Genomic DNA, 13,357 nt, shown 5'->3' with positions numbered 1-13,357 from the left:
TTGCCGATGCCGAATTCGTCTTCGGCGGCGCGCGGCATCTCGAACTGGCGGCATACGAGATTACCGGCGAGCAGCGGCAATGGCCCTCGCCTTTCGACAAGGCGGTCGATGAGATCGAAGCGCTGAGGGGCAAGAACGTTTGCGTGCTCGCCTCCGGCGATCCCTTTCACTTTGGCGTGGGCGCGACGCTGACGCGGCGCATCCCGGCGAACGAGATGCGTGTTTTTTCCGCCCCGTCTTCCTTCGCGCTTGCCGCTGCCCGGCTTGGCTGGCCGCTGCAATCGGTCGAGACGGTTTCGCTGCATGGCAGGCCCATTGCGCTGATCCGCCCGCTGCTTCATCCCGGCGCGCGCATTCTCGCGCTCACATCCGATGGCGCGGCTCCGGCAGCCATCGCAGAGCTGATTACCGCAGAGGGTTTTGGCCCCTCGCGTTTCACCGTGCTGGAAGCGCTGGGCGGACCGCGCGAAAGACAGGTCAGCTTCATGGCTTCCGCGCTTTCCGCAGACGGTTTTGACGATCTGAACGTGGTCGCCATCGAGGTGGCGGCGGATGTGGATGCGCGCATCCTGCCGTTTGGAACAGGGCTGGGCGATGCGCTTTTCGAACATGACGGGCAGATCACCAAAGCGGAGGTGCGGGCCGTCACCCTTTCGGCTCTCGCACCAAAACGCGGTGAGCGGCTTTGGGACATCGGAGCGGGTTCAGGCTCCATTTCCATCGAATGGCTGCGGCAGCATTCGTCGCTCAGCGCCATTGCCATCGAGGCGGACGGGGAGCGGGCGGCACGCATTGCCCGCAATGCGGAGCGCATGGGCGTGCCGCAGCTCACCGTGGTTGAGGGGAAGGCTCCCACCGCGCTTGCCGGCCTTGCCGCGCCGGACGTGGTTTTCATCGGTGGCGGGGTGACCGAGCCGGGGCTGATGGAGGCGGCGATTGCTTCTCTTGGAACCGAGGGGCGCCTTGTCGCAAACGGGGTGACGCTCGAAACGCAGGGGCTTCTGATCGACTGCCATGGGCGGCATGGCGGGGAGCTGATCGAGATCGCTATCGCGCGCGCTGCGCCCGTTGGCGGCATGAGGGCGCTGCTCCCGGCCATGCCGGTGCTTCAATGGCGCTGGAGGAAACCATGATCTGCGCCGGGTTTGGAGCCAGAAAAGGTGTTTCGCGCGAGGCGGTTCTTGCCGCGCTCGACGCCGCCCTGACAAAGCACGACATCGCGCGGGACAGTCTCGATGCGCTGGCAACCGTGCCGCAAAAGGGTAACGAACCCGGCTTGACCGATGCGGCAAAGGTGCTTGGCCTGCCGCTTTCCATCGCCGACGAGAATGCGTTGCAGGCTGCGGCAGCGCACTGCCTGACCCGCTCGGACCACGCGCTTTCCGCCACCGGCCTGCCTTCGGCTTCGGAGGCGGCGGCGCTGGCCGTCTGCGGCCCAGCCGCCCGGCTTCTCGGGTCGAGGCTCACACTAGACGGCGTGACCTGCGCCATCGCGACCACCGGAAGACAATCATGACCGTTCATTTCATTGGCGCCGGACCGGGCGCTGCCGACCTCATCACCGTTCGCGGCCGCGACCTGATCGCGCGCTGCCCGGTCTGCCTTTATGCCGGTTCGCTGGTGCCTCAGGAGCTACTCGCTCATTGCCCGCCCGGCGCACGCATCGTCAACACCGCGCCCATGTCGCTGGAAGAGATCGAGGCGGAATATATCCGCGCGCATAAAGCGGGCGAGGATATCGCCCGGCTGCATTCGGGCGATCTTTCGGTCTGGAGCGCGGTTGCCGAACAGATCCGCCGTCTTGCAGCGCTCGGCATCGATTACACGCTGACGCCGGGCGTGCCGTCCTTCTCGGCCGCTGCGGCGGCGCTGGGGCGGGAGCTCACCATTCCCGAAGTGGCGCAGAGCCTCGTTCTGACCCGCATTTCCGGTCGCGCTTCGAAAATGCCGGAGGGTGAAACACTCGCCAATTTCGCGGCCACCGGCACGACGCTCGCCATTCACCTCGCCATTCATGCGCTCAACCGGGTGGTGGCGGAACTGACCCCGCATTACGGCCCCGACTGCCCGGTTGCAATCGTCGCGCGGGCAAGCTGGGCGGATGAGCGCATTCTGCGCGGCACGCTATCCACCATCGAGGCAGAGATGGCGAAAGACCCCATCGAGCGCACGGCGCTCATTCTCGTCGGGCCGGGGCTGGGAGCCGAGGATTTTCGTGAAAGCGCGCTCTACAGCGCCGATTACCAGCGCCGGTTTCGCGGGCGGGAGGGGTTATGAGCTTGGCTGAAGCGCTCGACCGCCTGCCTTTTGAGCCGACGCCTTTTGAACCGGGCCATGTGTGGCTGGCGGGCGCAGGTCCCGGTGGCTTTGGCTGCCTGACACTCGGTGTTCTGGCCGCGCTCGATGCAGCGGATGTGGTGATCTATGACGCGCTGGTGGACCCGGAGATCCTGAAGGCGGCACCGCAGGCCCGGCACATTTTCGTCGGTAAACGCGCCGGCCAGCCCTCCACGGCGCAGGATGAAATCAACCGGCTGATGGTGGCCGAGGCCGAGGCGGGGCACAGGGTTCTGCGCCTGAAAGGCGGCGACCCGAACATGTTTGGCCGTGGCGGCGAAGAAGCGCTGGTGCTGGCGCTTGCCGGCATACCCTTCCGCTTTCTGCCAGGCATCACCTCGGCGGTGGGGGCGCTTGCCGATGCGGGCATTCCCGCCACCATGCGCGGGGTGAACAAGGCGGTGATCTTCGCCACCGGCCACGCCGCAGGCACACCCGACGATCTGGACTGGGCGGCACTGGCAAAAACCGGGCAGCCCATCGTCATTTATATGGGAATGCACAAGCTCGCTTTGATCGTGGAGGCGCTGCTTTCCGGCGGGATGGCGGGCGACACGCCGGCGGCGCTCATCATGAACGCGACGAAACTAGAAGAACGCATTCTGACGACTGCGCTCTCGTCCCTTGTTTCGCAGGCCAAGGAACAGGGCTTCGGCTCGCCATCCATCATCGTCATCGGCGGCATTGTCGCGCTGCGCGAGGCGCTCATATGACGGCGCGGGCGATCATCATCGGCGCGGCGCGTTCGGGCTCCGGCAAGACCAGCGTGACCATCGGCCTGATGCGGGCGCTCAAAAGGCGCGGCCTTGCCGTGCGGGGCGCAAAGTCCGGCCCCGACTATATCGATCCCGGTTTTCATCAGGCAGCAACGGGGCATCCGGGTGTCAATCTGGACAGCTGGGCCATGCACCCCGATCTGCTCGCCCATCTTGGAAGCCGGCAAAGCGAACATGCCGATATGCTTCTGATTGAAAGCGCGATGGGCCTGTTCGACGGCATCGTTTCGGAGCCGGGACGATCCGGTGCGGCGGCCGATATCGCGCGGCTTTATGACGTGCCCTGCCTTGTCATTCTCGATGTGTCCGGCCAGTCGCAGACGGCTGCTGCGCTGGCAAAGGGGTTCGCCGCCTACGACCCGAAGGTGCGGATTGCCGGCGTGGTGCTCAACCAGGTGGCCAGCTCACGCCACGAAGCCATGGCGCGCGACGCCATCGAGGCCATCGGCATTCCGGTGCTGGGCGCGGTCTACCGCAATCCGGACATGGCGCTGCCGGAGCGGCATCTGGGCCTTGTGCAGGCGAGCGAACATGCCGCCCTCGAAGCCTTCATCGAACGGCTTGCCGATGTGATGGAACAGTCCATCGATCTCGATGCGGTGATGAAAGCTGCCGTGCCGCTTTCCATGCAGGCTGGCGATGCGGCGCGGCTTCTGCCGCCGCCGGGCCAGCGCATCGCCATCGCGCAGGACGCCGCCTTCAGCTTCGTCTATCCGCATCTCGCCCGCCACTGGCGTGAGGCGGGTGCGGAGCTTCTGCCCTTCTCGCCGCTTGCCGATGAGGGACCGGCGGAGAGCGCTGACGCCTGCTGGCTGCCGGGCGGCTATCCCGAGCTCCATGCAGGGCGGATTGCTGCTGCGAAGAATTTCCACGTTTCGATGCAGGCTTTCGCGGAGACGAGGCCCATTCACGGCGAGTGCGGCGGGTTCATGGTTCTGGGCAAGGCGCTGGAAGATGCGGACGGCACGACCCACGCCATGCTGGGTCTGCTCGGCCATGTGACGAGCTATGCGAAGCGCAAGATGAACCTCGGCTATCGGCAGGCGACGCTCATGAGCGACTGCGCCATCGGCAGCAAGGGCGAGACGATCCGTGGCCACGAGTTCCACTATTCGCGGCTGGTGGAACCGGGCAGCGATGCACCGCTCGCCATGCTGGCAGATGGACAGGGCCGCGACCTCGGCCCCTCCGGTGCGCGGCGCGGGCATGTCTCGGGCACCTATTTCCACGCCATAGCGCGGAGTTGAGGGATGGCCGGTTTCCACAACCCGTTTCGCGACATTGCCGCCTGTCTCGGCTTCTACACGCGCCTTCCGCTGCCCGCGTTCGAGATGCCCGCGCACGGTTTCGCCAATGCACAATGGGCGGCACCACTGGCCGGCCTTTTCGTTGGTGCGGTGTGCAGCGCTGCTTTGGCGGGTGCCATCATGCTCGGCCTTCCGGCCACCATCGCCGCCGCCATCGCGCTTGCGGTGGGCGTGCTTTTGACCGGCGGTCTGCATGAGGATGGGCTGGCCGATGTGGCCGACGGCTTTGGCGGCGGTTCAACGCGCGAGAAGAAGCTCGCCATCATGAAGGACAGCCGCATCGGCTCCTATGGTGTGGCCGCACTGATCCTGTCGTTTCTCATGCGCTGGTCGGCGCTCGTGGCGCTCGGCCTTGCCGCCATTCCCGCATTGCTGATCGCCCACACGGCCTCGCGCGCGCTCATGCCGGCGCTGATGCGCCTTTCGCCGCCCGCGCGCGAAAACGGGCTTTCGGCGGGCGCCGGGCAGCCGACGATAAGCACCGTTCTTGCCGCGTTGGCGATTGGCGGCGTTCTGCTCCTCGTTCCCGGTCCCGGCTTTGCGCTCATTGCCGTGCCGCTTCTCTTACTGGCGTTCTTCTTCATCAAGTGGCTCGCCGAAAAGCAGATTGGCGGGCAGACGGGCGATGTGCTCGGCACATTGCAGCAACTGGCTGAAACCATCGTGCTCATCGCCGCCATTGCTCATTTCATCTGAAGGATTCCCATGACCCGTTTTCCCTCGATCGACGATCTGCGCACCGCCTGCAACGACCGGCCTTCAGGCGACGAAAACGCCGCGCGGACTGCAACGGCCCGTCAGGCCGTGCTGACCAAGCCGCCCGGCAGCCTCGGCCGGCTCGAAGAAGCGGCCATCCGGCTTGCCCGCTGGCAGGGGCGTGATAAGCCCGCGCTCGACGAGGTGCATGTGCTGATTTTTGCCGGTTCCCATGGCGTGACTGCACGCGGCGTTTCCGCCTTCCCTGCCGAGGTGACGGCGCAGATGGTGGCGAATTTTTCCGCCGGCGGTGCGGCCATCAACCAGTTGGCAAAGCAGGCCGGCGCGAGTCTCACCGTCACGCCGCTGGAGATCGAGCGCCCCACGGCGGATTTCACGCAAGCGCCGGCCATGGACGAGGCCGATTTCCTGCGCGCTGTCGAGGCCGGTTTCGATGCGGTTCCGGAGGGGGCCGATCTCGTTTCGCTGGGTGAAATGGGCATTGGCAACACCACCGCCGCTGCCGCGCTGGCCGCTGCTCTTTTCGGTGGCGGGGGCGCGGATTGGGTCGGGCGCGGCACGGGCGTCGACGATGCCGGCCTGTCGCGCAAGGCCGAGGCTGTGGATGCCGCCCTTGCCTGCCATGGCGAGACGCTTTCCGATCCGCTGGAGGTGCTGCGCCGCGTCGGCGGGCGGGAGCTTGCCGCCATGTTCGGCGCTGCCCTTTCCGCGCGGCAGAAGCGCATTCCCGTCCTGCTCGACGGGTTCGTGTGCGGATCGGCAGTCGCCCCACTCGCGCGCCTCGGCGAAGGCGGTCTGGCGCACGCCATTGCCGGCCATGTTTCCGCCGAGCCCGGCCACCGCAAACTGCTTGCCGAACTCGGCCTCAGGCCGCTGCTCGATCTCGACATGCGGCTTGGCGAAGGGTCCGGCGCGTGCCTTGCCATCAACATTCTGCGCGGCGCGCTTGCCTGTCACAACGGCATGGCGACCTTCGCAGAAGCCGGTGTTTCGGACGGTTGACCATGCGCACGCTCTCGCTCATCGGTATCGGCACGGGCAATCCCGAACACATGACGGTTCAGGGCATCAACGCGCTGAACCGGGCAGATGTGATCCTCATCCCCCGCAAGGGGGAAGCGAAGGAGGATCTGGCCGATCTGCGCCGCGTGATCTGCGAGCGGTTTTTGGAGAACCGGCAGACGCGGATCGTGGAGTTCGATCTGCCGGTGCGCGATGCGGCCAATCCGAGCTATCGCCGGGGCGTGGACGACTGGCACATGGCCATCGCCCGCGCCTATGGCGATCTGCTTGCGGCGCACACGGGCGAGACGGGCTGTGCGGCCTTTCTCGTCTGGGGCGATCCCTCGCTCTACGACAGCACGCTGCGCATCATCGAGCATATGCGCCGCGATACGGCGCTTGCGGTCGCGCTGGAGGTGGTGCCGGGCATCACCAGCATTCAGGCGCTCGCGGCCAGCCACCGCATGCCGGTCAACACGATCGGCGGTTCGGTGTTGATAACCACGGGACGGCGGCTGAAGGCGGAAGGCTTTCCGCCCAATGCCGACACGCTTCTCGTTATGCTCGACGGCGACTGCGCCTTCCGCACGCTCGATGCCGACGCCTACGAGATTTACTGGGGGGCGTATCTGGGCACGGCGGAGGAGCTTCTCATTGCCGGTCCGCTTGGGGAAGTCGCCGAGCGGATCGTGGAGACGCGCGCCAAGGCGCGGGAAGACCGGGGCTGGATCATGGATACCTATCTCCTGCGGGTCAGGGGATAGGTTCGCGTCATCCCGCCCTCGCCTCAGGCGGCCTGTGCCCGCTGCCAGCGCGGGAAAGGGTCCGCCAGCGCACGGAACTCCGCGGGTTCAAACCGCGTCTCGCTTCCCACCAGCGCCGCATCCAGCGCTGCCGTGATGCGCTCACGGTCCATGCCCGTGCCGATGAAGACCAGCTCCTGCCGCCGGTCGCCATAGGGTTCGCTCCAGTAGCGGTCCATGAAGGCTTTCGCCTCCGGGTGGTTCGGCCAGCGCTCGCGGGGAACCGCCGCCCACCAGGTGCCCAGCGGCTTCACGCTGGACAAGGCCCCGGCCAGGCTGAACTCCGCCACCCAGTCGGGGCGTGTCGCGATCCAGAAATGCCCCTTGGCGCGGATGACGCCGGGCAATGGCGCGTTCAGCACCTGATGCACCCTTTGCGGATGGAACGGCCGTCTGGCGCGATAGACGAAGGAGGAAACGCCATATTCCTCCGTTTCTGGCACATGATCGGCGAAGCCATAAAGCTCCTTGGCCCAGAGCGGGTGCTGGTGCGCCGCCTCGAAATCGAAAAGCCCGGTGTCGAAGATGCGCGCGGGCGCAACGCGCGAATGATCGGTCTCGATGATCCGCGCATCCGGGTTGAGCGCGGTCACGATCTTGCGCGCCGCGTCGAGCCGTTCCGGCCCGGCATCGCTCACCTTGTTCAGGATCACGACGTCGGCGAACTCGATCTGATCGACCAGAAGATCCACAAGCGTGCGCTCGTCCCCCTCGCCTGCGATCTCGCCCCGGTCCCGCAGGAAGTCGTGGCTGGCATAGTCTTCGAGCAGGTTCACCGTGTCGACAACCGTCACCATCGTGTCGAGGCGGGCGACATCGGACAGGCATTCTCCCTTCTCGTCACGAAACTCGAAGGTGGCAGCGACCGGAAGCGGTTCCGATACGCCGGTGGATTCGATCAGCAGGTAATCGAAACGCCCCTCCTCCGCCAAGCGCCGCACTTCTTTCAGAAGATCGTCGCGCAGTGTGCAGCAGATGCAGCCATTGGTCATCTCCACCAGCTTTTCGTCGGTCTGCGAGAGATTGGCCCCGCCCTCGCGCACGAGATCTGCGTCGATGTTCACTTCCGACATGTCGTTGACGATCACCGCCACCCTGCGGCCCGCCCTGTTGTTGAGCACATTGTTCAAGAGTGTCGTCTTGCCCGCGCCCAGAAACCCGGAAAGTACGGTCACGGGCAGACGGTTGTCTTTGTTCGGCATAGCTACATCCTCTGCTTAGATGCGGTATGTAATATCATAACATATGTGTAGTGCAAGCCGTACGAAGCTTATTGAAGTGTGCAAAGTTCTGGAGGGAACGATGCGGCGGCGGTTTTTCTTGTGAAGGCGCGCACCTGTGTGGCGGCGAGGGCGGCAGGCAGATGCACACCCGGGCCAGTACTCGACCGGCCGAAGGACCGAGGTCAGGTCAGCCGATAGACACGAATTGCATTGCCGCCGAGAATGGCTGCTCTTTCCTCGGTGCGGAAGTGCGCAAGCAGCGCCGCAGTTGTTTCGCACCATTCAGCATAGCTTGCCGCAAGCGTGCAGACCGGCCAGTCACTTCCCCAGATCACGCGCGTCGGACCGAAAACCCTCAGCACGTGATCGGCGTAAGGCCGAAGCCTCTTGCGATCCCATCCATCACCCGCCTCGGTGACGAGGCCGGAGAGTTTGCACGACACTTGCTCGCGTTCGGCCAGCGCAGTCATGCTCTCGGCCCATTCGTCCATCGCACCGAAGGCGATTTCCGGCTTTGCACAGTGGTCAATCACCACCTGCATTTCGGGATACCGGTCCACCAAAACGGCGAGGTTTCGGAGATGTTTCGGCAGCACCAGCGCATCGAAGACGAGTCCGTGGTCGATGAGCGCGCGAAACGCCGCGTCGCGTTGCGGGTGCAGCATCCAGTCCGGGTCGGGGATGTCCTGTATCATAGGGCGCAGCCCCTTGAATCCGGGATGCGCAGCCAATTCCGCGATACGCTTGGCTGCATTCGGGCTTTCGAAATCCACCCAGCCGACAACGCCCTCGATGAAGACGTTCTCCTCGGCCAGCGAGAGCATGAAATCCGTTTCCGCGTCGCTGGGCGCGGCCTGCACCAGCACCGTCCCGTCAATGCCCTCGGCCTTCATGAGCGGTTCGAGATCGTCCGGCAGGAAATCGCGGTAGATTGCAGAAAGCTCCGGTGTCAGCCAGCCATAGTCGCCGCGCGCAGGCTTCCAGAAGTGCTGGTGGGCGTCGATCCGGCGCATGGTCAGGCGTCCTCTTGCGGCAGAACGCCCTTCTTCAGGATCACATTGCCATAGAAGCGCCGCTCACCCGTCTGGATGACGGCAAAGGCATCGCGCGCGCGGTCATAGAAGGCAAAGCGCTCCAGCGGCCTGATCTGCACGGGGTTGTCGGCCACCCGGTTTATCACGGCCTGAAATTCCGCCACCACCGGCGGCACGCCAGCCGGGTCGTCCACCATCTGCATGCTGATCGCCGGGTCATCGACGAAGGAATCGAGCGGCATCACGCTTAGAACCGCCTGCAACACGCGCGGCGCCGGGATGCCGTCGAGCCGCACAAAATCGCGCGCGCTCGCCTCGCCGGGAAAGTTCGCATCGGCAATGACAATCTCGTCGCCATGGCCCATGGCGCGCAGGATGCGCAGGAGATCGGGTGAGAGAATGGGGTCGATACCACGCAGCATCAGTTTTCCTCCGGGGTCGGTGCGTCGGGCCGGATAAGGTTCTCGCCTTTGAGGTCGGACCACAATCCGGCAGGCATGTTGCGCGAAAAAAGCGCGATGTTCGCCTCCACTTCCTCCGGTGTCATCGCACCGGGGATGACCGTGCGCACCGCCGGGTGCCCCATTACGAAGTGCAGGGCCGCTTCGATCAGTTTTACGCCGTGCGCTGCGCACACGGCCTCGATCCGCCGCACCCTGTCGAGGATGTCTGCCGGCGCTGGTTCGTAATTGTAGCGCGCGCCCTCGATGGCCCCGGTCGCCAGGATTCCGGAATTGTAGGGCCCGCCCAGAATGATGCCGACATCGCGCTTGATACAAAGCGGCAGGAAACTGTCGAGCGCCTCCTGTTCCAGAAGCGTGTAGCGCCCTGCCAGCAGAAAAGCGTCGAAATCGCCGAGCCCCAGCAGACGCTCGCACACCTGCCATTCATTGACGCCGGCGCCGATGGCCCGCACCTGCCCCGTCTTTTTCAGTTCGCAGAGCGCGCGGTAGCCGCCACCGTCAAAAAGCTCCCGCACCTTCGCGTCGCTCGCCGCCCGGCTGCCATGGGTGAAAACGTCCACATCGTGCACGAGAAGGATGTCGACACGCTCCACACCGAGCCGCGCGAGGCTCGCCTCATGGCTGCGCATCACGCCGTCATAGGTGTAGTCGTAGACGATTTTTTTCTGGGGCGTGTCGACAAAGGCGGTGGGCGTGACGTCGTCGGGTCCGCAATCTTCCAGAAGCCGTCCGGCTTTGGTGGAAAGCGTTACGGTATCGCGGCCAAAACGCTCGATTGCCCGCCCAACGCGCTGCTCGGAGAGGCCCAGGCCATATTGTGGCGCGGTGTCGAAATAGCGCATGCCACCATCGAAGGCGGCCTGCAGCGTGGCCTGCGCGTCCGCCTCGTCCACCGACCGATACAGATTGCCGAGCGGCGCACCGCCAAACCCCATGCGCGTCAACGTGACCGGGTGCGCGATCCCGCCGCGCAGCGCAACGGGGTCCGAAGCCCTCATGCCGGCACCCGCTCCACGTCTGACCGGTGGCGGTATTTTTCCAATGAAGCCGGCTTCATCTCGATGGAGAAGCCCGGTGCCTGCGGGGGCATGTAGGCCGCGTTGCGGATCACGCAGGGCTCCACGAAGTGCTCGTGCAGGTGATCGACAAACTCGATTACCCGCCCCTCGCGCGTGCCGGCAATCGACACGTAGTCGATCATGGAAAGATGCTGCACATATTCGCAGAGACCCACGCCACCGGCATGCGGGCAGACCTTCAGCCCGTGTTTCGCCGCCATTAGCATCACGGCGAGAATCTCATTCACACCGCCCAGCCGACAGGAATCGATCTGAACCACGTCGATCGTGCCACGCATGATGAGCTGCTTGAAGACAATACGGTTTTGGCACATCTCACCGGTGGCGACCTGGATTGGAGCGACGCCCTCGCGGATCTTTCGGTGACCTTCGATATCGTCCGGGCTGGTCGGCTCCTCAATGAACCATGGTTTGGCGAAGGCGAGCTTGCCCACCCAATCGATGGCCTCCTCCACTTCCCACACCTGATTGGCATCGATCATGAGGTTGACGTCCGGGCCCACCACGTCGCGGGCGATGGTCAGCCGCCGAATATCGTCGTCGAGATCACGGCCCACTTTCATCTTGATGTGGTTGAAACCGGCATCCACGGCATCACGGCAAAGGCGTCGGAGTTTTTCGTCGTCATAGCCGAGCCAGCCAGCAGACGTGGTGTAGCAAGGATAACCTTCGCGCTCGAGCGTCGCGATCCGCTCTTCCTTGCCTACCGCCTTTGCGCGCAGGAAGGTCAAAGCCTCTTCGGGCGTGATGCAGTCGGTGATGTAGCGGAAGTCGATGCAGCGCACGAGTTCTTCCGGACTCATCTCCGCCACCAACCGCCAGACCGGCTTGCCCTCGATCTTCGCCCACAGATCCCAGACGGCATTGACCACCGCACCGGTGGCCAGATGGATCGCGCCCTTATCCGGCCCGATCCAGCGCAATTGGCTATCGGACGTCACATGACGCCAGAAGCGGCCCATATCCGCGGCCACCCAATCCATGTCGACACCGACAACCAGGTGGCGCATCGCCTCTATGGCCGCGCAGCAAATGTCGTTGCCGCGCCCGATGGTGAAGGTGAGTCCATGGCCTTCATGCGCGCCGTCGGTTTCGAGGATGACATAGGCGGCCGAATAATCCGGGTCCGGGTTCATTGCATCCGACCCGTCCAGATGGTCGGAGGTGGGAAAGCGCACGTCAACGGTGCGCAGGCCGGTAATCTTCGTCATTTTCCGCTCACGACCTTCTGTGTCTGTACGCCCAACCCCTCAATGCCGAGGCGCATCATCTCACCGCCCTTCAGATAGACGGGCGGCTTCTGCCCCATGCCCACGCCAGGCGGCGTTCCGGTGGAAATCACATCGCCCGGCTGCAGACTCATGAAACGGCTGACATAAGCGATCAGCTCGGGCACGCGGAAAATCATCGTCGCGGTGGAGCCATCCTGATAGCGTTTGCCGTCGACCTCCAGCCACATGCCCAGATTGTCGATATCGCCCACCTCTTCCGGTGTTACCAGCCAAGGTCCGGTCGGGCCGAATGTGTCGCAGCCCTTGCCCTTGTCCCAGGTGCCGCCGCGCTCGATCTGGTATTCGCGTTCCGAGACATCGTTCACCACGCAGTAACCGGCTACATGGGAAAGCGCATCCTGTTCCTCGATGTATTTCCCGCCCTTGCCGATGACCACGCCGAGCTCCACTTCCCAGTCGGTCTTCGCGGAACCGCGCGGGAGTTCCACATTGTCGTCCGGACCGACAATGGACGAGGTCCATTTGTTGAAGATGATGGGCTCTTTTGGAATGTCCGCGCCAGTTTCGGCGGCATGATCGGCATAGTTGAGGCCGATGCAGATAAACTTGCCAATGCTTCCCACGCAGGGGCCGAGCCGCAGGCCGTCCTGCGGTTTGCCTTCGACCGCCGGCAGGCTTTCCGGGTCGAGCGCCTTCAGCCTGGCGATGCCTTCGGGTTCGAGCGCCGCTCCGGCCAGATCGGCAATCACGCCGGAGAGATCGCGCACGCGCCCCTCATCGTCCAGAAGGCCCGGTTTTTCCTGGCCGCGCGGGCCGTAGCGGAGAAGCTTCATGTCATGTCCTGTTGGCTTGAAAAGTGCTCCGGGGAGGGCTTCCCCGGAGCGGTCGTGAAGATCCGTCAGTCGTAAAGAACGGCTGAGATTTCCGGTTCGTCGATGTTGGTCTTGTCATAGTAGAAGAAGCCGGTGTCGATCGCTGCCGGCACCTCTTCGCCCTTGGCAGCGGCCACGGCCGCCTTGACCGTCTCGTAACCGATGCCCACCGGGTTCTGGGTGATCGCACCGGCCATAAGGCCATCGCGGATTGCCTCTTTCTGCTGAGCACCGGAATCGTAACCGATAATCACCACATTCGTGCGGTCCATTTCTCGCACACCGTTGACCACGCCGATGGCGGAGCCCTCATTGGTGCCGAAAATGCCCTTCAGCTCCGGATTGGCCTGGAGGATGGACTTGGTGATCTCCGTGGATTGCAGATGGTCGCCGCCGCCATACTGGATGGTGACGATCTCGATATCCGGATACTTTTCCTCCACCTGATTGACGAAACCGTCGCGACGGTCGATGCCGGTGCGGCTTGTCTGGTCGTGTGCGACAACGGCGA

The 13,357-nt window shown here is 64.3% G+C and carries 15 protein-coding genes; 8 read left to right on the top strand and 7 right to left on the bottom strand.

The genetic code is table 11. The annotated features are described in order from the left end of the window. From cbiE to cobF, 8 genes are all read left to right on the top strand, one after another. Nucleotides 1-1,133 (top strand): precorrin-6y C5,15-methyltransferase (decarboxylating) subunit CbiE (cbiE, locus tag QZ638_RS17890; RefSeq protein WP_295813273.1); only part of this gene is annotated, 1,133 nt, incomplete at its 5' end. Continuing rightward, the gene (locus tag QZ638_RS17885; RefSeq protein WP_295813272.1) at nt 1,112-1,516 is read left to right on the top strand and encodes a cobalamin biosynthesis protein; all 405 of its coding nucleotides are present in this window, start codon (nt 1,112-1,114) and stop codon (nt 1,514-1,516) included. The genes cbiE and QZ638_RS17885, both read left to right, overlap by 22 nt. Then, nucleotides 1,513-2,277, top strand: coding sequence for a precorrin-4 C(11)-methyltransferase (cobM, locus tag QZ638_RS17880; protein WP_295813271.1), 765 nt, complete (start codon nt 1,513-1,515; stop codon nt 2,275-2,277). Before QZ638_RS17885 ends, cobM begins: the two co-directional genes overlap by 4 nt. Then, nucleotides 2,274-3,050, top strand: coding sequence for a uroporphyrinogen-III C-methyltransferase (gene cobA, locus QZ638_RS17875; protein ID WP_295813270.1), 777 nt, complete (start codon nt 2,274-2,276; stop codon nt 3,048-3,050). The genes cobM and cobA overlap by 4 nt, the downstream gene beginning before the upstream one ends. Then, on the top strand, nt 3,047-4,360 hold the full coding sequence (locus QZ638_RS17870) for a cobyrinate a,c-diamide synthase (protein WP_295813269.1): 1,314 nt from the start codon (nt 3,047-3,049) through the stop codon (nt 4,358-4,360). Before cobA ends, QZ638_RS17870 begins: the two co-directional genes overlap by 4 nt. Before the next feature lie 3 nt (nt 4,361-4,363). Then, nucleotides 4,364-5,116: an adenosylcobinamide-GDP ribazoletransferase gene (gene cobS / locus QZ638_RS17865; protein WP_295813268.1), complete on the top strand. Its 753-nt coding sequence runs from the start codon at nt 4,364-4,366 to the stop codon at nt 5,114-5,116. 9 nt (nt 5,117-5,125) lie between these two features. Next, nucleotides 5,126-6,139, top strand: coding sequence for a nicotinate-nucleotide--dimethylbenzimidazole phosphoribosyltransferase (gene cobT, locus QZ638_RS17860; RefSeq protein WP_295813267.1), 1,014 nt, complete (start codon nt 5,126-5,128; stop codon nt 6,137-6,139). Nucleotides 6,140-6,141: 2 nt separating this feature from the next. Further along, nucleotides 6,142-6,903, top strand: a complete 762-nt coding sequence (gene cobF, locus QZ638_RS17855) for a precorrin-6A synthase (deacetylating) (RefSeq protein WP_295813266.1) — start codon at nt 6,142-6,144, stop codon at nt 6,901-6,903. Between the two features lie 23 nt (nt 6,904-6,926). Here the strand turns inward: cobF and QZ638_RS17850 are convergent, their stop codons facing one another. The 7 genes from QZ638_RS17850 to QZ638_RS17820 form a co-directional block, all read right to left on the bottom strand. Next, nucleotides 6,927-8,144, bottom strand: coding sequence for a GTP-binding protein (locus QZ638_RS17850; protein ID WP_295813265.1), 1,218 nt, complete (start codon nt 8,142-8,144; stop codon nt 6,927-6,929). A 203-nt stretch (nt 8,145-8,347) separates the two neighbouring features. Next, complete coding sequence (locus QZ638_RS17845) at nt 8,348-9,178, bottom strand: amidohydrolase family protein (RefSeq protein WP_295813264.1); 831 nt, start codon at nt 9,176-9,178, stop codon at nt 8,348-8,350. Nucleotides 9,179-9,180: 2 nt separating this feature from the next. Next, a complete protein-coding gene (locus QZ638_RS17840) occupies nt 9,181-9,621 on the bottom strand; it encodes an RbsD/FucU domain-containing protein (protein ID WP_295813263.1) in 441 nt (146 codons plus the stop codon). Further along, entirely contained in the window at nt 9,621-10,661 is a 1,041-nt protein-coding gene (locus QZ638_RS17835; RefSeq protein WP_295813262.1) for an aldo/keto reductase, read from the bottom strand. Before QZ638_RS17835 ends, QZ638_RS17840 begins: the two co-directional genes overlap by 1 nt. Beyond that, entirely contained in the window at nt 10,658-11,953 is a 1,296-nt protein-coding gene (locus QZ638_RS17830) for an L-fuconate dehydratase (RefSeq protein WP_295813261.1), read from the bottom strand. Before QZ638_RS17830 ends, QZ638_RS17835 begins: the two co-directional genes overlap by 4 nt. Continuing rightward, nucleotides 11,950-12,807 (bottom strand): fumarylacetoacetate hydrolase family protein, encoded by an 858-nt coding sequence (locus QZ638_RS17825; RefSeq protein ID WP_295813260.1) that lies wholly within the window; start codon nt 12,805-12,807, stop codon nt 11,950-11,952. The genes QZ638_RS17830 and QZ638_RS17825 overlap by 4 nt, the downstream gene beginning before the upstream one ends. Before the next feature lie 65 nt (nt 12,808-12,872). After that, nucleotides 12,873-13,357, bottom strand: a 485-nt coding sequence (locus tag QZ638_RS17820) for a substrate-binding domain-containing protein (RefSeq protein WP_295813259.1), incomplete at its 5' end; no start/stop codon positions are given.

Origin of the sequence: uncultured Nitratireductor sp. (genome assembly GCF_913053745.1) — a bacterium.
GTDB lineage: Bacteria > Pseudomonadota > Alphaproteobacteria > Rhizobiales > Rhizobiaceae > Nitratireductor.
This window is presented reverse-complemented; position numbering and strand designations above follow the sequence as displayed.